This window comes from Ensifer sp. ENS08, from assembly GCF_014852195.1.
Classification (GTDB): Bacteria; Pseudomonadota; Alphaproteobacteria; order Rhizobiales; family Rhizobiaceae; genus Ensifer; species Ensifer adhaerens.
Genome location: NZ_JACVBF010000002.1, coordinates 716,473 through 737,015, shown reverse-complemented (window position 1 = coordinate 737,015; position 20,543 = coordinate 716,473). Strand labels below are relative to the sequence as shown.

Annotated in this window: 16 protein-coding genes; 7 read left to right on the top strand and 9 right to left on the bottom strand. The window is 63.4% G+C overall.

The window, feature by feature from the left end; genetic code table 11:
• Positions 1-35: 35 nt before the first annotated feature.
• On the bottom strand, positions 36-1,925 hold the full coding sequence (locus IB272_RS09240) for a murein L,D-transpeptidase (protein ID WP_113189312.1): 1,890 nt from the start codon (positions 1,923-1,925) through the stop codon (positions 36-38).
• Positions 1,926-2,435: 510 nt separating this feature from the next.
• On the opposite strand from IB272_RS09240, the gene fumC reads away from it, so the two are divergent.
• Both fumC and IB272_RS09230 read left to right on the top strand, forming a co-directional pair.
• Positions 2,436-3,827, top strand: coding sequence for a class II fumarate hydratase (fumC, locus tag IB272_RS09235; protein ID WP_034795294.1), 1,392 nt, complete (start codon positions 2,436-2,438; stop codon positions 3,825-3,827).
• Between the two features lie 192 nt (positions 3,828-4,019).
• Positions 4,020-5,090 (top strand): GGDEF domain-containing protein, encoded by a 1,071-nt coding sequence (locus IB272_RS09230; RefSeq protein ID WP_060585010.1) that lies wholly within the window; start codon positions 4,020-4,022, stop codon positions 5,088-5,090.
• 92 nt (positions 5,091-5,182) lie between these two features.
• On the opposite strand, the gene IB272_RS09225 is transcribed toward IB272_RS09230, so the two are convergent.
• The 3 genes from IB272_RS09225 to IB272_RS09215 form a co-directional block, all read right to left on the bottom strand.
• A complete protein-coding gene (locus IB272_RS09225) occupies positions 5,183-5,953 on the bottom strand; it encodes a M15 family metallopeptidase (RefSeq protein WP_192444337.1) in 771 nt (256 codons plus the stop codon).
• Between the two features lie 69 nt (positions 5,954-6,022).
• Positions 6,023-6,631, bottom strand: a complete 609-nt coding sequence (locus IB272_RS09220; protein WP_192444336.1) for a pyridoxamine 5'-phosphate oxidase family protein — start codon at positions 6,629-6,631, stop codon at positions 6,023-6,025.
• Between the two features lie 127 nt (positions 6,632-6,758).
• Entirely contained in the window at positions 6,759-7,667 is a 909-nt protein-coding gene (locus IB272_RS09215) for an alpha/beta fold hydrolase (RefSeq protein WP_060520681.1), read from the bottom strand.
• 47 nt (positions 7,668-7,714) lie between these two features.
• Here IB272_RS09215 and IB272_RS09210 point away from each other — a divergent pair, with 47 nt between their 5' ends.
• On the top strand, positions 7,715-8,197 hold the full coding sequence (locus tag IB272_RS09210) for a MarR family transcriptional regulator (RefSeq protein ID WP_034795119.1): 483 nt from the start codon (positions 7,715-7,717) through the stop codon (positions 8,195-8,197).
• 57 nt (positions 8,198-8,254) lie between these two features.
• Here IB272_RS09210 and IB272_RS09205 read toward each other — a convergent pair whose 3' ends face one another.
• Positions 8,255-8,629, bottom strand: a complete 375-nt coding sequence (locus tag IB272_RS09205; protein WP_034795121.1) for a DUF971 domain-containing protein — start codon at positions 8,627-8,629, stop codon at positions 8,255-8,257.
• Between the two features lie 215 nt (positions 8,630-8,844).
• On the opposite strand from IB272_RS09205, the gene moaA reads away from it, so the two are divergent.
• Positions 8,845-9,894 (top strand): GTP 3',8-cyclase MoaA, encoded by a 1,050-nt coding sequence (gene moaA, locus IB272_RS09200; RefSeq protein ID WP_082572764.1) that lies wholly within the window; start codon positions 8,845-8,847, stop codon positions 9,892-9,894.
• Positions 9,895-10,133: 239 nt separating this feature from the next.
• Here the strand turns inward: moaA and IB272_RS09195 are convergent, their stop codons facing one another.
• The gene (locus IB272_RS09195; RefSeq protein WP_060520679.1) at positions 10,134-12,677 is read right to left on the bottom strand and encodes a methyl-accepting chemotaxis protein; all 2,544 of its coding nucleotides are present in this window, start codon (positions 12,675-12,677) and stop codon (positions 10,134-10,136) included.
• Between the two features lie 454 nt (positions 12,678-13,131).
• Between IB272_RS09195 and IB272_RS09190 the strand changes: the two genes are divergently transcribed.
• From IB272_RS09190 to mobB, 3 genes are read left to right on the top strand one after another with little or no spacing between them, the layout of a single operon-like run.
• Positions 13,132-14,040, top strand: coding sequence for a DMT family transporter (locus IB272_RS09190; protein WP_060520678.1), 909 nt, complete (start codon positions 13,132-13,134; stop codon positions 14,038-14,040).
• Between the two features lie 9 nt (positions 14,041-14,049).
• A complete protein-coding gene (mobA, locus tag IB272_RS09185; RefSeq protein ID WP_060585002.1) occupies positions 14,050-14,715 on the top strand; it encodes a molybdenum cofactor guanylyltransferase MobA in 666 nt (221 codons plus the stop codon).
• Positions 14,712-15,233, top strand: a complete 522-nt coding sequence (mobB, locus tag IB272_RS09180; protein WP_034795131.1) for a molybdopterin-guanine dinucleotide biosynthesis protein B — start codon at positions 14,712-14,714, stop codon at positions 15,231-15,233. Before mobA ends, mobB begins: the two co-directional genes overlap by 4 nt.
• Before the next feature lie 22 nt (positions 15,234-15,255).
• Here mobB and IB272_RS09175 read toward each other — a convergent pair whose 3' ends face one another.
• From IB272_RS09175 to IB272_RS09165, 3 genes are all read right to left on the bottom strand, one after another.
• On the bottom strand, positions 15,256-16,854 hold the full coding sequence (locus tag IB272_RS09175; protein ID WP_192444335.1) for a tetratricopeptide repeat protein: 1,599 nt from the start codon (positions 16,852-16,854) through the stop codon (positions 15,256-15,258).
• Positions 16,855-17,076: 222 nt separating this feature from the next.
• Entirely contained in the window at positions 17,077-17,820 is a 744-nt protein-coding gene (locus IB272_RS09170) for a polysaccharide deacetylase family protein (protein WP_192444334.1), read from the bottom strand.
• A gap of 168 nt (positions 17,821-17,988) precedes the next feature.
• Positions 17,989-20,367 (bottom strand): OmpA family protein, encoded by a 2,379-nt coding sequence (locus IB272_RS09165; RefSeq protein WP_192444333.1) that lies wholly within the window; start codon positions 20,365-20,367, stop codon positions 17,989-17,991.
• Positions 20,368-20,543: the final 176 nt, after the last annotated feature.

Sequence of the window (20,543 nt, the reverse complement as noted above, 5' to 3'; positions counted from 1 at the left end):
AAGAAAAAGGCCGCTCGAAGCGGCCTTTTTCTTGCTTATCCTTCCGCCCGGCGTGCGCCGCGCGTCGCCTCGAAGGCCCGGTTCATATACATGTCGCGCTCATAGACGTCGTTGAAGTACTCGACCACGCCGTCCTTGTTCGGCCAAGCCGTGAAGTAGGCGACGTAGACGGGAACCTTCACCGGGACCTGCAGCGCCTTGTTGCGGCCGCCGGCGATCTCCTTGCCGACATCGTCGACGCTCGTGCCGAGCACGGCTGCCGCCATAAGGCGCGGATCGGCAAGCCGCACGCAGCCATGGCTGAGCGCGCGATTGTCACGCTTGAAGAAGCTCTTCGACGGCGTGTCGTGCATGTAGATCGCGTGACTGTTGGGGAACAGGATCTTCAACTCGCCAAGCGCATTGTCGCTGCTCGGCGGCTGACGCACGGCAACAGATGCGGTCGAGCCGTTCCAGTTGACCGATGCGGACGGGACCGGGCGACCGCCGACCTCGACCTGGTAGCCCATCCGGTCGAGATAGTTCGGGTCGCTCCTGAGCTTCGGCAGCATCTCGTTGACGATGATCGACTGCGGCACGCCCCAGTAGGGGTTGACCTCGACCGTCTGGATCTCGTCCTGGAAGAAGTAGGTCTGGTTCGCCTTGGACCCGACGACGACGCGCATGGAGAACTGCTCGGCGCCCTTGTCGGCGTAGGTGGCGGTAAAGGCCGGCTGGTTGATGAAGACGTAGCGGTCGCCGAGACCATCCGGCAGCCAGCGCGCCTGCTCCATGGCGATTTCGAGCTTGTTGATCTTGGAGGCGACCGTGTCGCCGCCCGTCAGGATGCGAAGCGACGCCTGGCCGACGACACCGTCGGCCTTGAGCCCGTGCTCCTGCTGGAAGGCCTCCACCACAGCAACCAGCTCCGGCGTGTATTCCGGGGTGCCCTGGTAGGCGGCAAGAACCGTGGCATGATCGGCCTTCAGCTTCTCCGAGCCCTTGAGGCGGATACCTGCGATGATGTTGGCGAGCTCGGGATTGCTCTGACCCGGCTTCAGCAGCGTGCCGGGCGCGATTTCGACGCGCTGCTCGACGCTCTGCTCGGAGCGCAGCTTCACCAGTTCGGCAGAGAGAGCGGCAAATTGCGCGCTCTTCGGGTTCTGCTCATTGAGAAGCGCGGTCATGTCGCTGCTTGCCGACATCTTGTCGAGAAGCGGCAGCAGATCCACCGTCTTGCGCTTGAAGTCGTGGTAGCCGGAGATCTTGTTCGGGTCGATGCGACCGCGCACCGTGTCCTGCACGTAGCTGAGCGTCGCTGCCGAAAGCGCGATCTCGAACTGCACAAGCTCTTTCTCGCGGGCGATCATGTCGCCGCGATCGAACGTGTCGGAGGGCACGCTGACGGCATAATCCTGCGGATCGAGGCCGACCTTGGCGGCGTCGGCAAGAACGGCAACCGCCGCCTTCGCCTTGGCGTTGACGCCTTCGGCGCCAATCCAGATGTAATCCATGCGGGCGCCGTAATGGGCTTCGACCGCCTTTGCGACGTCACCCGAGGCGCGCACATTGATGCCGGGAAGGAACTGCCGCGCGTCAGCCAGCGGCATGCGCAGCACCGGCGGCAGCGCGTCGTTGCGCACGGAGCCGGTGACCAAGGGATCGAGCAGCTTGTCGGTTGCGATCCGACGCAGCGGCTCCGCCTTGTAGGTATAGTATTTCGGACCGGTGATCTTCGGCAGCGGCTTGGCCGCCTGCTGCGGGTCAGCCATCGTGCCGACGCCGGGGAGCGGCTGGGTCGGTTGCACCTGCTGTGCCTCGGGCTTTTTTCTGCCTGCCCGAATGAAATCGCCGAACGTGAAGGCCGAAGCCGGCCGCGCGTCCATGGTCGCGATCGCACAGCCGCTCATGAGCGCCACGATCGCTGCCGTCTTAAGAACTCTCATATGAAACTACGTCCCCGTATCGCGTTGTCGCCGAATTCGGCTGAAGCCAGATTCTCGCCACGCCCTCGTGCGCTAAAAGTTATAGAAAAGGATGGTGAATGAAAAGGAAACGCGCCGATAACGATCGTCCTCGAACCTCCGTTTAGAATCTCCCCAACGCCTCATTTGCAGGACGTTCAGCGAGCGATAAAAATTTGATCCCACTGGATTTTATTTCGCTGCGCAAGTTGGCACGGGCGGCGGCCGGCGATCGGCGCTGGAAAAGAAGATGGCGTCTGTGACCGAAACATCACAACGCCGCCAAACGCCCGGCAAGGGCCGAATCACGGTGACGCGGCATGCACCCGCCACGCCCAAGGGGTTTCAAACGATTGTAGCATAGCCAGCCATGGACCGCCCCTTTACAAGCTCCAGCCGTCGGGGCAGAGAGAGGCCCGGCACCCTGGAGAGATCGGCCACACGGCCCCTCGCCCAGGCTTGATGAACCGCATGATCAAGGCAGGTATCACGATGACATCGACGCGCACGGAAACAGATACGTTCGGCCCCATCGAAGTGGCAAATGACCGCTATTGGGGCGCCCAGGCCCAGCGTTCGCTCGGCAACTTCAAGATCGGCTGGGAAAAACAGCCGGCCTCGATCGTCCGGGCGCTCGGCATCGTCAAGCAGGCGGCCGCCCGCACCAACCAGGCGCTCGGCCGGCTGGATTCGACCGTCGCCGACGCCATCGTCAAGGCTTCCCAGGAAGTGATCGACGGCAAGCTCAACGACCACTTCCCGCTCGTCGTCTGGCAGACCGGCTCCGGCACGCAGTCGAACATGAACGCCAACGAGGTGATCTCGAACCGAGCCATCGAACTGCTCGGCGGCGTCATGGGCTCGAAGAAGCCGGTGCATCCGAACGACCACGTCAATATGAGCCAGTCGTCGAACGACACCTATCCGACGGCCATGCACATCGCCTGCGCCGAGCGCGTCATCCATGACCTGCTGCCGGCGCTGAAGCACCTGCACAAGGCGCTCGAAGCCAAGGTCAAGGCGTTCGACCACATCATCAAGATCGGCCGCACCCACACCCAGGACGCAACGCCGCTGACGCTCGGCCAGGAGTTCTCCGGCTACGCGGCGCAGGTCGCCTCCTCGATCAAGCGCATCGAAATGACGCTGCCGGGCCTTTGCGAGCTCGCCCAGGGCGGCACGGCCGTCGGTACCGGCCTCAACGCGCCTGTCGGCTTTGCCGAAAAGGTCGCCGAAGAGATCGCCAAGATCACCGGGATCGCGTTCACCTCGGCGCCGAACAAGTTCGAAGCGCTCGCCGCCCATGATTCCATGGTCTTCAGCCATGGCGCGATCAATGCGACAGCCGCCGCCCTCTTCAAGATCGCCAATGACATCCGCTTCCTCGGCTCCGGCCCGCGCTCGGGTCTTGGCGAACTGTCGCTGCCCGAAAACGAGCCTGGCTCGTCGATCATGCCCGGCAAGGTCAACCCGACCCAGTGCGAAGCCCTGACCCAGGTCTGCGTCCAGGTGTTCGGCAACCACGCCGCACTCACCTTCGCCGGCAGCCAGGGCCATTTCGAGCTCAACGTCTTCAACCCGCTGATGGCCTACAACTTCCTGCAGTCGGTGCAGCTGCTGGCCGATGCGGCCGTGTCCTTCACCGACAATTGCGTCGTCGGCATCGAGGCACGCGAAGACAACATCAAGGCGGCACTCGACCGCTCGCTGATGCTGGTGACGGCGCTTGCTCCGAAGATCGGCTACGACAACGCCGCCAAGATCGCCAAGACCGCCCACAAGAACGGCACGACGCTGCGCGAAGAAGCAGTCGGCGGCGGCTATGTGACGAACGAAGAGTTCGACGCGGTCGTTCGTCCGGAAACAATGATCAGCCCGGCCTGATCCATTTTGATACACCACGGCGCCTCCAAGGCGCCGTGGCTTTGATGTCGCGAACGCACTGTCGATCGGCAAAATCTGCCGTGATCGGTCATGATGCGGTGGCGCAACGGCGGCAAATATTAAGACTTCGCAAATCATTTGCCCCTAAAAATAATGACCGATAAGCAGCGTTTCATATTAGGGGGTTTGCAGATGCAAACGGCAAGCTCGGGCAAGGCTCAGACGCCCGATATCGCAGCGCAGGTAACCCATGCGATGCGCATGATGGGCGTGGCCCCCATCCCCCGCAACTACGAGCTCTATTACGAAGCCTATCTCGGCTCCAACCCGCAATTGTCGAAGGAGCTGGCAGCGCTCGGCAGCCGCGCGACCCAGGAAGAACTGGATGCAATCGGCGCGCAGTACTTCAGCCACATCCATCGCTCCACCGGCATCGAACGCGCCCACACCACGCTTGCGGCCAAGCTTGCCGAACTCGTCACCCTGTTGCGCGACGAGCAATATGCGCTCGAGAACTACAACAAGGTTCTCGACGAGGCCTATGTCAACATCGTCAGCAAGAGCGCGTCGAGCGCCGATATCCTGCGCAACGCAATCGGCATCCTGACCGACGCCACGGCCGAGACGATGAGCCAGGGCAAGGAACGCGTCGAGACTGTCGTGCAGAAGTCCTTCGAGATGGAGGTCATTCGGCAGGAACTCGACGAGTACAAGCGTATCGCCAACACCGACTCGCTGACGCGGCTCGCCAACCGCCGTGCCTTCGACGACAATCTGGCGGCCGTCTACAATAACGAGCACCTGCGAAACTTCACCGGCCTGCTCGTTGCCGACATCGACCATTTCAAGAAGGTCAACGACACCTTCGGCCATCCGGTCGGCGACAAGATCCTTGCGACCGTCGGCGGCGTACTGCGTGCCAACCTGCGCCGCGAAGCCTTCGTCGCGCGCACCGGCGGCGAGGAGTTCGCCATCATCCTCGGCGACAGCAGCCAGGAAGAATGCCTCCAGATCGCCGACCGCATCCGCACCGTGCTGGCCGCAACGCCCTTCCGCAACTCCAAGACCGGCGTCAATTACGGCCCGATCACGCTGTCCGTCGGCGTCTGCATGGCGACGGCCGCCGAAGACCCGGTCGACCTCTACAACAAGGCCGACATCGCGCTCTACTCGGCCAAGAACGCCGGCCGCAACAAGACGGTTCTCTTCGAAGACGGCATGCGCAAGGAATCCGGCCGCAACTGGCTGATCTACCGCCGCTGAGACCGCAGTGCCTACCTGAAATGAAACCGACAACGGGCGCCTTCACGGGCGCCTTTTGCGTTTCATGGGCGCCCGCTTTCCGCTCAAATGCGTTACCGGCGGCAGGAATCGGCGCCTGCGGCGCGAGCGATTGCGATGATCTCCGGCCGGTACTCGAAGTGCATCGTGTCGAAGTGATACCAGCGGCCGCCCCAGATGAAGCCGTGTTTCTCGAAGGCTTGGACGATGTCCAGCGGATAGCGGTTGCGATAGCCGCCCCTGGCTTTTCCCGCCCAACGCCAATAGTCGGCAAAGCGCGTGTTGATATCGATGGCCGCACCGAAGCTGTGGACCGACAGCGTCGCAGCGCCGGCAATTGGCCGCCAGTTGAAGGTACCGGCACTCGGGCTGAGATACCGCTTGAGTTCGGCTTGCCGCGAAAGGTCCGCAATAACAGCCTTCAGCGCCGCCGCCATCCCGTGCTTCCTCGTCACTTGCAGCCGTTCGCCGAACCAGTCCACGCTCACGAGATCCCGCCGGACGGCTGCAGCGCTGCCGCCATAGAGCCGTTTCAGCAGCGCTTCGCTGCGGATGCGCCCCGGGTCGAAATCGACCGCCGGTGGCGTCGCACAGGCGCCGAGCGGATAGATCTGCGACAGGCTGTCCTCGACGTCTCCTGCCGCGAGTTTCTCGGCATGCCTTTTCGCTCGGCCGTCGTCGATGATGATCGGCGGTCCGCCATCCCTGAGGACCAGGGCATTATTCTCGATGCGCTCGATGGCATCAGGGTAGCGGGCTGCCAGCAGCCTGAGCTTCTCCGACAGCAACGGCTCGGTGGCAGACGCCTTGCCGATTAGGAGAGCGAGCAGGAGTGCACCTGTCATTGCTTGCCGCAGCACCCTCGCCTCCAGCCTCTGTGCTTGGCCAATCGTGCCGATCAGCCGGGACGCAGCCTACCACATGGTCTTGGCGGCGCGCTCCGGCCATTCGCGGTCATAGGTGTCACGGTCGAAATCCGCCTTGGCGGCCTTCAGAAGCGTGCCAGGCGTCGGCAGCGATGCCGGATCGAGGAAGCGGTCTGGGTTCCAGAGCTGGGCGCGCATGACGGCGCGGGCGCATTGGAAATAGACCTCACCGATCGTCACGACGATAACGCTGCGCGGATGTTTGCCGTCGACCTCGAAGCTTTCCGTCAAGCCAGGATCGACACTGAGGACCGCCGTGCCGTTGATTCGCATCGTCGTGTTCGAGCCGGGGATCAGGAACATCAGCGCCAAGCGCGGATCGCGCACGATATTGGCGAGCGAATCGACGCGGTTGTTGCCGCGCCAGTCCGGAATCAGCACCGTCCTGTCATCGGCAATCCGCACGACGCAATCATCGTCCCCGCGCGGCGAGCAATCCAGGCCCTCCGGACCGACGGTCGCGAGCGCGCAGAAAGGCGATGCCTCGATCATCAGCCGGTATTCAGCCGTCAGCGTCTTGGTGACCTTGGCCACCGATGCTTCGCTGACGCCGCCGTAGAGCGCGTTGAGTTCCTCGACCGAGGCGATGATCGACATACCGTCCTCCAATGCTGCCAGATTTCCCCGGGGAACGATCAGGGCGCTGATTTGCGCGCCGAATCCCAGGCCAGTGACCCTTCGGCCGATAGCATGACAGACTGATGACGAGGTCAACGAAAAATAGTCAGGCGGCGGCTTTTTGATCTTCCGCGTGTATGAAGGCGTTGATCCGCGCAATCACCGGTGCGGCCGAAACAATGCGCCTGTGGCCAAAACCGTTTGCCCAGTGCATCTCGACATTCGGCCCGGCCGCCGCATAACGGCGCGCATGGTCGGCGGAGACTTCCTTGTCGTCTTCCGCATGGATGATGAGCGTCGGCACGGCACGCGCCTGGATCACGCGCGCGGCATCGAAATCATCAAGGCGCCGTCCGGACAGACGCTCGACCACGCCTTCGAAAGCCGCCTGCGCCTTTGGCGACAGGCGAAGAATTTTTCCGAACCCTTTGAAAAGCCAAGTCATCTCGCTCGGCGCGCCGATCAGCACCAGCTTTCTCGGCATATGGCTGTGCACGTCGCAGACGATGCCGCCGGCCGCACAGGCCAGGCTGCCGCCGCCGAAGGAATGGCCGACACAGACGTCGAAATTGCCGAAATGCCGCCAGGCCGCGTCGATCGCTCGAACCGCCGCCGGCATCGTCAGCGTGCGCCCCGGCGAAGCGCCGTGCCCTGGCCAATCGAGCGTCACCACCTCGGCGCCGCCCTTGACCAGGCCGTCGATCATCGCCGCCAGATAGTCGCTGCGCGATCCCCAGCCGTGCACGAGGAGAATGCGCTTGGTGTTGGCAGCCTCGCGCGGTGCGGCGAACTTGCGCGCCAGCACCCAGCCGCCGGCATAGGAGAGCGTCACCGGCTGCCCCCTGGCGATCACCGGAGCTGCAGCCGCAAGCGCCGCCCTTTCCTTGGCATTCTTCGGCCTTCTGCCGGGCGTGAGGGTGAACAGCCTGAAAGCGAGCCGCCCGGCCGCCTCGGGTGAAAACGCGTCGACGCCTTTCAGCGCGTTGCGGATGACCTTGATCGCAAAGGATGCCATAGTGAGAATCTCTAAAAATGTTCAATGCTGAACATAATTGTACAACGATGAACAAAAATCAAGTGACCACAGAACATCATTTTCCCTGGGACCACCCTCGCTTCCGCAGCTGGATCGCGGTTGCCCGTGCCTGCCAATTGATGCAGCAGACGGTAACCCGCGAGATCGCCCATCTCGATATCAAGCCCCCGCATCTCGACATCCTGATCAATCTCTACCGGTTCGACGGCATCTCGCAGCAGGAACTGGCGCGCAAGCTCCTGGTCGGCCGCTCCAACATGAGCATGCTGCTGCCGCATCTGGAAAAACGCGGCCTGATCCTGCGTCGCGGTGACGAGAAGGACAAACGGGTGCTCAGGCTATCGCTGACGCCCGAGGGCCGCACGCTGACGGAGGCCGCGATGGAGATCCACACGGCGCTGATCGAAAGATTGCTCGACGATGAGTCGATCGATGACTGCCTGGTGGTCACCCGCTCCATGGAGCGGCTGATCGGCCTGCTCTTGCGGGAGGAAGGCGAATTGGCCTGAGGTGGGCGCCACGCGGCCGTAGCGCCCCTGAAACCACACGCGGGCGCACGGTCGTCGTCAGCGAGGCTTCTCGGCCTTGTCCCGTGACATGCCCTTCTCCACGAGCTCCTGCTCGTAGCCGGCAAACAGTTCCGCACCCTTTTCGCCGAGTTCGCGCAGGTAGTTCCAGGTGAAGATGCCGGTGTCGTGGAAGTCGTCAAAACCGATGCGCACCGCATAGTTGCCGGTCGGCTGCACCGAAATGATCTGCACGTTGCGCTTGCCGGGCACGGTCACCCGCTGACCGGGACCATGGCCCTGCACTTCGGCCGACGGCGAAAGCACCCGCAGCATCTCGGCCGAGAGATCGAAGGAGGCTCCGTCGTTGAACGTCACCACAAGCCGGTGGCGATCCTTCGACACCCGCAATTCCGTCGGCCAGACTTCGCTCATTTCGCTGCTTCCTTTCGCGTACGACAAACCGGATGCCGGCCATTCGCCGTAATCTGCGTCCCCCGATGCGGCATTGCTCTGAAGGACAGCAATGCACTAGCGCAGAAATCGGCGCGCGAGAATTACCCGTCTCTTCCGATCAACACTTTGCGACAGTATGCGCCTTGACGCGACGATCTTCGACGACGACATTGAAGGGGCTGGGAGAAAGACGCTTGAACACAGCAACGATAGACAGATCTGGCGCTCTGCCGCTGGAGCAGAAGACAGCCCCGATGATCGACCCCTTCGGCCGGGCGATCACCTATCTGCGCGTGTCCGTTACCGACCGCTGCGATTTCCGCTGCACCTATTGCATGGCCGAGCACATGACCTTCCTGCCGAAGAAGGATCTGCTGACGCTCGAAGAATTGCAGCGTCTCTGTTCCGCCTTCATCGAGAAGGGTGTCCGCAAGCTCAGGCTCACCGGCGGCGAGCCGCTGGTGCGCAAGAACATCATGTTTCTGGTGCGCGAACTCGGTCGCGAGATCGAGGCCGGCCGGCTCGACGAGCTGACGCTGACGACCAACGGCTCGCAGCTTGCGAAATATGCCGCCGAGCTTGCAGACTGCGGCGTCAAGCGCATCAACGTCTCGCTCGACACGCTCGACCCGGCAAAGTTTCATCAGATCACCCGCTGGGGCGATCTCTCCAAGGTTCTGGAAGGCATCGACGCAGCCCAGGCCGCCGGCCTGAAGATCAAGATCAATGCCGTTGCGTTGAAAGGCTTCAACGACGCAGAGATTCCCGATCTCATGCGCTGGGCCCATGGCCGCGGCATGGACCTGACCTTGATCGAGACCATGCCGATGGGCGAGATCGAAGAAGATCGGACCGACCACTACATGCCGCTGTCGGAAATGCGCCGGCAACTGGAAGAGCAGTTTACCTTCTCGGAGATTCCCTATCGCACCGGCGGCCCTGCCCGTTACCTCGAGGTGGCGGAAACCGGCGGAAGGCTCGGCCTGATCACGCCGATGACGCATAATTTCTGCGAGAGCTGCAACCGCGTCCGTCTCACCTGCACCGGCACGCTCTATATGTGCCTCGGGCAGAACGACGCGGCCGACCTGCGCACAGCGCTGCGCGCTTCCGAAGACGATGCCTATCTCAGCCAGGTGATCGACGAGGCGATCGGCCGCAAGCCGAAGGGCCACGACTTCATCATCGACCGCGAGCACAACCGCCCGGCGGTTGCCCGCCACATGAGCGTCACCGGCGGCTGATCTTTCATCAGGATACCAATTTGGAAGAACAACCGGCAGGCGGCCCCTCAACCGCCTGCCGGCACCTTCTCCGCGCAGGTGGGGAGAAGGGAATGTGGGGCACATCTTCGTGTCCCCACGTATTCCGCGTGTAAGTGGATAGCGCCTGTATGGGCGCGCTTGACCGTCCGGCACGTTCCCTCGCCCCGCCTGCGGGGAGAGGTTTGGTCAGCGGGTGCCCAAGCCGCCCGCCCGGACACTCAAGCCGCATAGCTTCGATGCCCCTGTCCGCGGGCGCCGATACCGTCCGTCCCGGTACGGAAGCGTTCGATCTTGTCGTTGAGCGCTTCCACCTGCCGGCGCAGGCCATGGATCTCGGCGGTGTTTTCCTCGACCATCGCGGCGTTCTGCTGGGTGATCATCTCGACCTGATGCACCGCCGAGTTCACCTCGTTGAGACCGGTGTACTGGTCGGCGGCCGAAGCCTCAATGTTGCTGACGAGGTCGTGGATCGTGCCGATGTGACTGTTGATCACTGTCAGCGCGTCGCCGGTTTCCTGGACGAGAGCGACGCCACTTCTCACCTGTGCCGAGCTTTCGGAAATCAGCCCCTTGATCTCGCGGGCAGCCCCGGCACAGCGCTGGGCGAGTTCGCGCACCTCCTGCGCCACCACCGCAAAGCCGCGGCCCGCCTCGCCTGCCCGCGCCGCCTCGACGCCGGCGTTGAGCGCAAGCAGGTTCGTTTGGAAGGCGATCTCGTCGATGACGCCGATGATCGTGCTGATCTTCTCCGAGGAGCGGTTGATCTCGGCCATGGCATCGATCGCCTTGGCGACCACCTGGCCGGAATGCTTGGCGTAGGAGTTGGTCTCGCCGACCGAAACCGTCGTCTTGCGGGCGCTTTCGGCCGTCGCGCGGACGATATCGGTCAATTGACGCAGCGCCCGCGAGCTTTCCTCGAGGGCTGCCGCCTGCTGCTCGGTCCGGCGCGCCAGATCGTCAGCCGACGCGGCGAGATTGCCGGTGCCACCGGTGATCTCGCCGGTGACAACGCGCACGTCGGCAAGCGTCGCCCGCAGCGCCTCGACCGCATTGTTGTAGGTGCGGGCCATGATCACGTAATCGGCGGGCAGATCCTCGGACATGCCCTCTTCGAGATCGCCATCGGCAAGTGCTGCTAGTACGTCGGAGAGCGCGTTCAGCGCCTGCATCTGCTCGGCCTCGATGCGGGCGCGCTCAGCAGCCCGGCGCGTTTCCTCTTCTGCAGAAAGCGCGCGCGCGGCCTCGGCCTCACGACCAAGCCGGACATTCTCGACCGCATTGTCGCGGAAGACGGCAACCGAGCGCACCATGTCGCCGATCTCGTCGCCGCGGTTGCGGCCTTCGATGGCAACGTCGAGGTCACCATTGGCAAGCCGCGTCATCGTTTCGGTCACGCGCTTCAGCGGACCGCGCAGCGTCTCGACCAGCATCAGGCCACCGATGATGGCGAGCAGCGTGCCGGCGATCATCGCCACGATCGAAACGTCGGCCGAACGCTGGCTGTCGACCTTGCCGGCCTCCTGGGCGCTGCTGACGAAGCTTTCGAGCGTCGTGCTGGCGGCTGCGACCATCGTCGCCGCTTCGGTCTTTGCCGTTTGCCAGCGGCCGCCGACGTCAATCAATGCAGCGGTGTCCTTGTCGATGTTGTCGAGCGACGGGCCGAGCTTACCCGGAAGGTCGCGAAGGGCAGCGTTCTTGCCGCCGAGTTCGCCGAGCTTGGCTGAGGTTTCGCGAACCGCCAGGATGTCGGCCATGACAGGCTCGCGGCCGGCGGCATCGAGCTTGCGATGCAGTTCGCTGATGTGCAGCCGCGTGCTGTCGAGGCCCTTGAAGGTGTCGCCCATCAGCGCGATCAGGGTCTTCAGCTGCGAGATCTCGGCATCCATGCCGACGAAGCGCTTCGCGGCCGTGTCGGAATTCTTTGCGGCCTCCTTGGCAAAGTCCGCTTCGTATTTCGAGAACTTGCTGAGGATCGGCACCAGCGCGTTCTTCTTCGCCTCGTTGTCATCGCCGCCGGCAAGGGTCGCCTGCACCTTCGTTGCCTGATCCTTCAGTTCGGCAATCGGCGCCTGCACCTTTTCCGAGGCGATCTTTTCCGCCTCTTCGATCTGCTTCATGAGATGCGGCAGAAGCTTGTTCGCCTGGTCGATCTTGGCGTCGGGGTTGACGGCCATGGTTACCGGCAGGCGGAATTTCTTGATGCGCTCCGCAAGGCCCTGATAGGCGGCGGCATCGAACAGCAACGCCTTGGCAAAAGCTTCCTTCTCACCCGATTCCTTGCGGATGATGTCGATCTGCTTGTAGGCGCCATTGCCCTGTTCGGTCATGTCGGCAAGAGCCTTGTCGAGCGACGCCGTCACCTGGTCGCGCTCGAGCTTGGTCGCCCAGAGCTTGTCCGTCTGGCTGCGCATGGCTTGACCAAGCGTAAGCACCGAAGCGATTTCCGCCTTGTCCTCGGCACGGGTCAACAGGCCGTCGAGCGTCTTCACGCCGCTTTCCTGTTCGTCGATCTGGGCCGACAGTGCCGTGCGCGTCTCCTCGCTCGGCGCATCGGCAAAAGCCTGCAGCGCGCCGCGCAGCGCCTGGAAATCCGAGAGATTGTTGATGGTTTCCCGCGTCACGGTCATATGGCCGTTGAGCGTGCGGGCAGTGAAGAAGCCGATGAGACCAATGCCGGCGATAAGCGCCACGAGCGGAACCACGAAAAGCAGCACCTTGGTGACGATACGCAGCCGTTGCAGCAAGCGATCGATGAAAGACATTGCGCACCCCTGATTATTCTTATGGGAAGCAGGCCCGCGCGGCGGTTTTTCTTGGTGGAAACACCGATGGGCCATCGGCCGGAAGCTCTCCCAAGCCTCAAGCAAACGTCCCTGGAATGGCCACCCTGCAAGGTTTATTGCGGCGCCACCCCGCCGATCGCGTCATGCGAATGGATGCGGAATTGTGGCGACGATAGGCAGCGAAACTTAAGATTCCGCGAATAAGCTTATGTTCGAGCACACCGGCTTTACCGGCATGCGACAGTCTTTCCGGCAATGGTTCTCCCTCGAAGGCAATCCTTCTACTTGTCGGACAAGAAAAGTCGGAGCGGCATGCGATCCCGTTTGCACAACCCGGCAGCCAATGCTTAAACATTAGGCGATCCATTCACGGATTCGCCTCCCCATCCGCCGGCAGCGCAGGCCGCTTGCCCGGCGTCGCAGGACAGCCAGCATGCAAGCCTCCACCAATTTCCGCGGCATTCTTTTCATGTGCCTGGCGATGGTCACGTTCTCGTGCAACGACGCGCTCGTCAAATCCGTCACCGGCGCAATGAATGTGGGGCAGATCATCTTCGTGCGCGGTTTGCTGACGACGCTGATGGTCGTGCTCGCCGCCTGGCATTTTCGCGCCTTCCGGCCGATCGGAACGCTGATGCGGCCGGTGATCCTGCTGCGAATAGCCATGGAGGCGCTGGCCTCGGTCACCTATATCTCGGCCCTCGGCCAGATCCCGCTCGCCAACGCCTCGGCAATCATGCAGGCGCTTCCGCTGGCCGTCACGCTCGGCGCCGCACTCTTCCTCGGCGAACCGGTCGGCTGGCGCCGCTGGACCGCGATCATCGCCGGCTTCATCGGCGTGCTCATCGTGCTCCGGCCGGGCCCCGAGGGCTTCACGCCGGCGGCGCTGACCGTGGTTGGGTGCGTCTTCGTCACCGCCACCCGCGACCTCTGTACCCGCCGCATCGGCCACGACGTGCCGGCGCTCTACATCACCGTATCGACTTCGCTCGTCACCACCCTCGTCGGCGCCTTGCTCATCCAGCCGATGGGCGGCTGGCAGCCGATGTCGACGACGACCTTCAGCCATATCGCTGCGGCAAGCGTTCTGCTGATGCTCGGATACCAGACGATCGTGCTGGCGATGCGGGCCGGCGACATTTCGGTGATCGCCCCCTTCCGCTACACCAGCCTGATCTGGTCGATTGCGATCGGCATCTTCTTCTTTGCCGAGGTGCCGGATCACTGGATGCTGGTCGGCGTCGCGATCATCATCGGTTCGGGTCTCTACACCTTCTATCGCGAGACGCTGCGCGGTCGCAAAGCCGTCGCCCAGCGCTCGCTGACCGGCCCACTGGAATAGGAGCCGACAATGCCCGGAAGCCGTCCCTCGCCCCTGATCAGCGCATCCCTGCCCGCCGTCGTCCTTGGCGGCGGATTGTCGCGCCGTATGGGCAGCCCGAAGTTCGGCCTTCAGCTGGGCGGCCAGACGATGTTGACGCGCATCGTCGCCCGGCTCCGGCCTCAGGTGACGAGCGTCGCCGTCAACCTCAACGTCGATCCGGCCGGCGCCATCGACAGAGGCGTGCTCGTCATCGCCGACACAGTCCCCGGTTTTCTCGGCCCGCTTGCCGGCGTGCTGACAGCCATGCGCCATGTCGCGGCGACCAATCCGACGGCAAGCCACGTCGTCGTTGTTCCGACCGATACGCCGTTCTTTCCGGATGATCTCGTCACCCGAATGGTTGCCGGCCTGACAGAGCACCAGCAGATTGCCGTTGCGGCATCCAACGGGCAGATGCATCCGTTGTTCGGGCTCTGGCCGGTCGCCCTTGCGGACGAGCTTGAGACCTTTCTGACCAGTGACCCGAAGCGCCGCGTCCGCGCCTTCATCGAACGCCACCCTTCGGTAACGGTCGATTTTCCGCTTATCGCGACGGCAGAAGGCGCATTCGATCCGTTCTTCAACGTCAACACGCCCGAGGATCTGACCGACGCGGCGCAATGGTTGCGTTTCTTCGAGGATGACAAAACATGAGCGCCATGAAGATCTTCGGCATCGCCGGCTGGAAGAATTCGGGCAAGACCGGCCTGATGGTACGGCTCGTCACCGAGCTAACGCGGCGCGGCTACATCGTCTCCACCGTCAAGCACGCCCACCACGACTTCGATATCGACAAGGTCGGGGCCGACAGCTACCGTCACCGCGAGGCCGGCGCCCATGAGGTGACGATCGTCTCCGGCACGCGATTTGCCATCATGCACGAATTGCGCGGCGCCCCGGAGCCAAGCTTCAAGGAGATCCTGGCGCGGCTCGCGCCTTGCGATCTCGTCCTCATCGAAGGCTACAAGCGCGAACCGATCCCGAAGGTCGAGGCTCGTCGTCTGGAGTCAGCGAACCGCGAGCCGCTGGCGCCCACCGACCCCCACATCTGCGCAATCGCTGCCGATCATCCGGTAGAAGGCTCCGATCTGCCAGTGTTCGAGCTCGACGACACGGCGGCAATTGCCGATTTCGTCGAGAAGGTCACAGGGCTACAGCGCAAAGGCGTCTGAAATGCGCGAAGGCGCTGCAGGCTCAACGCTGTGAGGCACGGCGATACTCTTCAGGCAGCTTCGCCAGCAACTCCTGCGCTTTCTGCATCCCTTGCGCGGCCGCCTTGGCATACCACTCGGCCGCGGCTGAAAGATCCTGCTCCACCCCATCGCCTCTCGCATAGGCGATACCGAGAAAGAATTGGGCGTCGGCATTTCCTTGCTCCGCCGCCTTGCGGAACCACCTGACGGCAGCCGGAGCGTCAATCTCCACGCCGATGCCATTGAGATAGGCGATGGCGAGATTGAACTGCGCCAAGGCATAACCCTGGTCAGCCGAAAGCTTGTAGAGCCGCGCCGCCTCCTTCGCGTTCTTCTCGATACCTTGGCCATTCGCATACATGACCGCCAGGTTGAATTGCCCTTTGGGATCTCCGCGATCGGCAAGCATCAGGAACCAGCGGTGCGCCTCGGCGTAGTTTTCATCGACGCCGGCACCCGTCAGGTACATGGCGCCGACATTCATCTGCGCTTGCGGGTTTCCCTGTTCTGCCGCCTTCAGGAACAACTCGAATGCCTGAGCCTCGTCCTTCTCGACCCCGCGACCCAGCATGTAGAAGATTGCCAGATCCACCTGCGCCGAGACCATGCCCCGGTCCGCCGCCATGCGGCACCACTTCACCGCCTCCCGATCGTCACGCCCGACGCCGAAGGCGCGCGCGTAGATCGTGCAGAGGAGATTCTGTGCCTGCCCGTTTCCGGCATTCGCAGCAAGCCGCAGCCAGCGATCACCCTCCTTGGTATCGACCCGCCCCGCCTCGCTGTTGAAATAGAGCCTGCCGGCATTCACCTGCCCTTCGATGTTTCCCTGCTCGGCTGCTCGCACATACCAGTTGAGCGCCTCGGGAACGCTGCGTTCGACACCGGTGCCTCTCTCATACATAACGCCGAGATTGTACTGGGCGCGGGGTTCCCCGCCGATCGCGGCGCGCGACTCCCAGCGATAGGCCTCCGCGTCATTCCTCAGCGTACCGTTGCCCCGCAAATAGGCGACGGCAAGATTGTGCATGGCCGCAACCAGCCCCTGGTCCGCAGCCTTCCGATACCATTCGAAGGCCGCGGCCGGATCGCGCGCCGTTCCGCGCCCCTCCTGAAGCATGTAGCCGAGATTGTATTGGGCCGCGGCATAGCCCTGCTCCGCTGCCAGCCGGTAGTAGGCGATGGCCTGCGCGTCATCCTTGGCGACACCCAATCCCTGTTCGTAGTGAACGCCGATATTGTACTGGGCGGCCGGCGTCTTCTGATCGGCTGAAAGCCGAAACCAGCGTAGCGCCTCGACATAGTTCTGCTTCACACCTTCGGCACCGTTGAAGTAGATCGAGCCGAGCAGGAACTGGGCTTTCGCGTTGCCCTTCGCTGCAGCCCTCCCGTACCAGCCGATGGCTTTCATGACATCGTGGGCAACACCTTCGCCGGTCTGATAGCGCATGCCGAGATCGACCTCGGCCTCAACGTCACCGGCCTCGGCGCGCTCCAGCACCTGCTCGAATGGTGGCAGAGCCGTGCCTGCGCCATAGGCACGCGTAGGCAAGGAAGCCTCCACGAGCAGTGCGATAACGAGCCCGAAGACGACACGTTTCATCCACCCCTCCAGAACCAGTCGCATAGGGAGAGAAGCCTAGGGGGAGGAACCGGCAACGGAAAACGGATTTCGACGGGCCGCTACTTTGCGTCGAGCAGCGGCCTCGTGGTCGACGAGACATGAACCGCCGCGGAGGGCGCGCCGCATTCACGGCCCACACTTGCGGCTTACGCCAACGGCCTCGGCGTGCGGATATTTTCCAGAATCAGCCGTTGCTGGCGGTCAGTTCGTCGCGCCGACGGTCATTTCGTCCGGAATGTCGTTCAGTCGCACGAAGCTGTAGCCCTTCGCCTTGAGGTCGAGGATGCCGCGGGCAACGCCGGCGCCGGCGGAATGGGTCGGTTGGTTGATATGGGCGATGATGACGTCGCCGTCCTTGGCGGCGCGAATGCGCTTCTCCGCCATCGCCGCACCCAGCAGCGAGCCACCGTCGCCGTTCACCGAGTAGCCGGCTATGCGGTAGCCCATGGCGCGGATCTGGCTCATCGACGAATGGGTGTATTTGGCCGTCGCGCCGCGAAACCACTTCGGCGCCGGCAGGCCATGGGCCTTGATAGCGACAGCACCGCCACCGACTTCGGCGGCGACTGCCGCCTCGGAGCCGGCTGCCGCGATGCCATAGACGGAAATCTTCACGTCGATCGGCGGCACGTGCATGGCGCCGTGGTCCTCGATCTCGAACAAATCCGGATGCGCTTTCATCACCTCGACGACGAGGCCGTTGCGCTTCAGCCAGCGCGCGGTGACGAAGATCGTCGCGGGGATGCGGTTTTCGATCAGTGTGCCGAGGATGCGCATGTCGGTGGTGCCGCTGCAGGCGTCAAGCGTCAGCGCCACCCGCGGCGCTCCGCCCTTTCCCTCGGGATTGGCGGGCAGACGCAGATCCGGCTCGACGAGCCCGGGCGCGGCGATGGCCGAATGGGCCAGCGTGGTGGCGGCAACAAGCGCGAGAACGAAGGCTTTCATGGCAATCCGAGGAAGAAAAATCTGGGAAGGAATGTCAAACGACGGAAACCCGCCTTTTACGAGGCGGGTTTCCTGCTCTTATCCGGGCAGTCCTGCCCGAAGCTTGATCCGCACAGCGCCAATCATTTTGGCGCTGCGCGCGCCTTGTTAGCGCTGCGCGAAGCCCTGTTAGCGCTGTGCGACCGGGCGAACCAGCGGGGTCACACGGCGAATGGTGACGCGACGGTTCTGCTGCTCGGCGTCCTGGGTGCGAACCTTCAGGAAGCGCTCGCCATAGCCCTGGGTCGCCAGGTTTTCCGGCGGAATGCCGTAGACCTCGGTCAGCAGCGAGGCAACCGATTCGGCGCGCTTGTCGGAGAGCACCAGGTTTGAGCGGTCCGAGCCAACGGCATCGGTGTGGCCTTCGATGAAGAAGGTTTCACCCGGGTCCTTGGCGAGGATCTTCTCCATCGCGGCTGCGACCTTGCGCATGGTCTTGGCCTGCGACATCGACACTTCGGCGCTGCCCGTCGGGAAGGTGATCGTGTCGAGGTCGACGCGGCGCACCTTGTCGCGCAGGCGGGCGGAGTGGCGGACTTCGTCCATGGTGTAGACGCGCTCGACACGCTCGACCGGCGGCTCGGCCAGGAACTCGTAGTAGTCGCGATCCGGATCGTCGGAAACGTCGGCGATGTAGTCACGAACCGGAATGCGCAGGCGCATCGGCGGCAGTTCGTAGCCGACGTCGATGATCGCCGGACGCGGACCCTCGTCACGCTCGGGCGCATAGATCATCAGGTATTCGTTGCCGTCGCGGTCGACACGCGAGCGCTGCAGGATGTCGCCGTAACGGTTGTAGACGGTGACGATCCGGTAGCCGCCCGGACGCACGATGGTTTCGCGGGTACGACCACGCGGAAGCTGATCATAGTAAGTCTCTTCCGCATCGTAACGCAGGCGCGGACGGTCGTCGCCACGCACGAAGATCTGGTCGCCGACACCGAGGATCACCCGGTTGTCGACCTGCTCGACGATCTTTACCTCGGTGATGTTGTTGGTGATGTTGTTGACCGTCGTGTTGTTGTTGATCACCGTGTTGTTGATAACAGTGTTGTTGACGATGTTGGTCGTCTCCGGAACCACGAAGACCGGAGCCTCATCGACGCGCGTCCCCTTTTCGTTGAGGTTCGCTTCGATCTTCTGCGGTAGGTCGGCCGGCATCTCGGCAGCGATCGCAGCCTGCGCTGCGGCATCGTCGGCGGGTGGCGGGGCGTCCTCTTCCTTGGCGCGCAGTTCTTCACGCAGCTTCTGGCGCTCTTCGCGCGCCTGGTTGCCGCCGGCATTGTCGGCGTCCTTGTCGCTGTCGAGCACGGCAGCACCGTTTTCGACCGGCAGCACGACGGTTTCGTCGGTCGCGGCCGGATCATCGGCGATCTTCACCTTCTCTTCTTCGGTGCGGGTGTCGACCACTTCCGGAGCCGGCTGCTGCACCTGCGGCTGCTCGGCTGTTACCGGCTGCTCCGTGCCGGGCACGGGCTGACCTTCGCCGGTCTGCGGCTGCTCGGTACCCGGGACTGGCTGTCCCTCGCCCGTCTGCGGCTGTTCGGCACCAGGCACCGGCTGTCCCTCGCCCGTCTGCGGCTGTTCTGCACCAGGCACCGGCTGTCCCTCGCCCGTCTGCGGCTGTTCTGCACCAGGCACCGGCTGGCCTTCGCCGGTCTGCGGTTGTTCCGCGCCAGGCACAGGCTGGCCCTCGCCAGTCTGCGGCTGCGGCTCGACGGCGGGAGCGGTTTCGCCACCAGCCTTCGGCTCTTCGGCAGCCTTCTGCTCTTCGGCAGCCTTCTGCTCTTCGGCAGCCTTCTGCTCGTCAGCAGCCTTCTGCTCGTCAGCGGCCTTCTGTTCGTCAGCAGCCTTCTGTTCGTCAGCGGCCTTCTGCTCTTCAGCGGCCTTCTGCTCGTCGGCGGCCTTCTGCTCTTCAGCGGCCTTCTGCTCTTCAGCGGCCTTCTGCTCTTCGGCAGCCTTCTGTTCGTCAGCGGCCTTCTGCTCGTCGGCGGCCTTCTGTTCCTCTGCAGCCTTCTGCTCTTCGGCCGCCTTCTGCTCTTCAGCAGCCTTGCGGGCAGCCTCTTCCTCAGCAGCCTTCTGCTGCTCGGCAGCCTGACGTGCGGCTTCTTCTTCAGCAGCCTTCTGCTGTTCGGCAGCCTGGCGCGCAGCTTCTTCCTCAGCGGCCTTCTGCTGCTCGGCGGCCTGGCGCGCTGCCTCTTCTTCAGCGGCACGCTGCTGCTCGGCGGCCTGACGGGCAGCCTCTTCTTCAGCAGCACGCTGCTGCTCGGCGGCCTGGCGTGCGGCTTCTTCTTCAGCGGCGCGCTGCTGTTCGGCAGCCTGGCGCGCGGCTTCTTCTTCCGCCTGGCGCTGCTTCTGCAGCAGCAGTTCCTCGTCGGATTGGCCACCGCCCTCCTGTGCAACCTCGAATGGCTTCATCAGGCTGTCGGCCACCGCGGGCGGAACCGCCACGGACACCGACAGCACCGGCAGCGCGACGGTCGCGAACAGCTTGGATCGAATCGACATTTTGTCTTCCTTCCTCTTCCTGGGAGGTCCTGGCCCGCATCCTCTCGTCAACCTGTGACACGCTGAAGAAGAGAATGCGAACACGAATACTTACGGGGCCTTGACCCAAGGTTTCGGCTTTTTTGTGTTGGCCACGAGACGCGCGGTCCAACGCAACGCCCAAACCGCGAACCGGT

What these genes read in the sequence shown, in the direction of transcription:
- IB272_RS09165 (WP_192444333.1), bottom strand. Translation starts at nt 20,367, where the DNA reads ATGTCGATTCGATCCAAGCTGTTCGCGACCGTCGCGCTGCCGGTGCTG.
- IB272_RS09240 (WP_113189312.1), bottom strand. Translation starts at nt 1,925, where the DNA reads ATGAGAGTTCTTAAGACGGCAGCGATCGTGGCGCTCATGAGCGGCTGT.
- IB272_RS09190 (WP_060520678.1), top strand. Translation starts at nt 13,132, where the DNA reads ATGCAAGCCTCCACCAATTTCCGCGGCATTCTTTTCATGTGCCTGGCG.
- IB272_RS09215 (WP_060520681.1), bottom strand. Translation starts at nt 7,667, where the DNA reads ATGGCATCCTTTGCGATCAAGGTCATCCGCAACGCGCTGAAAGGCGTC.
- IB272_RS09195 (WP_060520679.1), bottom strand. Translation starts at nt 12,677, where the DNA reads ATGTCTTTCATCGATCGCTTGCTGCAACGGCTGCGTATCGTCACCAAG.
- IB272_RS09230 (WP_060585010.1), top strand. Translation starts at nt 4,020, where the DNA reads ATGCAAACGGCAAGCTCGGGCAAGGCTCAGACGCCCGATATCGCAGCG.
- IB272_RS09175 (WP_192444335.1), bottom strand. Translation starts at nt 16,854, where the DNA reads ATGAAACGTGTCGTCTTCGGGCTCGTTATCGCACTGCTCGTGGAGGCT.
- IB272_RS09210 (WP_034795119.1), top strand. Translation starts at nt 7,715, where the DNA reads ATGAACAAAAATCAAGTGACCACAGAACATCATTTTCCCTGGGACCAC.
- IB272_RS09170 (WP_192444334.1), bottom strand. Translation starts at nt 17,820, where the DNA reads ATGAAAGCCTTCGTTCTCGCGCTTGTTGCCGCCACCACGCTGGCCCAT.
- mobA (WP_060585002.1), top strand. Translation starts at nt 14,050, where the DNA reads ATGCCCGGAAGCCGTCCCTCGCCCCTGATCAGCGCATCCCTGCCCGCC.
- IB272_RS09220 (WP_192444336.1), bottom strand. Translation starts at nt 6,631, where the DNA reads ATGTCGATCATCGCCTCGGTCGAGGAACTCAACGCGCTCTACGGCGGC.
- fumC (WP_034795294.1), top strand. Translation starts at nt 2,436, where the DNA reads ATGACATCGACGCGCACGGAAACAGATACGTTCGGCCCCATCGAAGTG.
- mobB (WP_034795131.1), top strand. Translation starts at nt 14,712, where the DNA reads ATGAGCGCCATGAAGATCTTCGGCATCGCCGGCTGGAAGAATTCGGGC.
- IB272_RS09225 (WP_192444337.1), bottom strand. Translation starts at nt 5,953, where the DNA reads ATGACAGGTGCACTCCTGCTCGCTCTCCTAATCGGCAAGGCGTCTGCC.
- IB272_RS09205 (WP_034795121.1), bottom strand. Translation starts at nt 8,629, where the DNA reads ATGAGCGAAGTCTGGCCGACGGAATTGCGGGTGTCGAAGGATCGCCAC.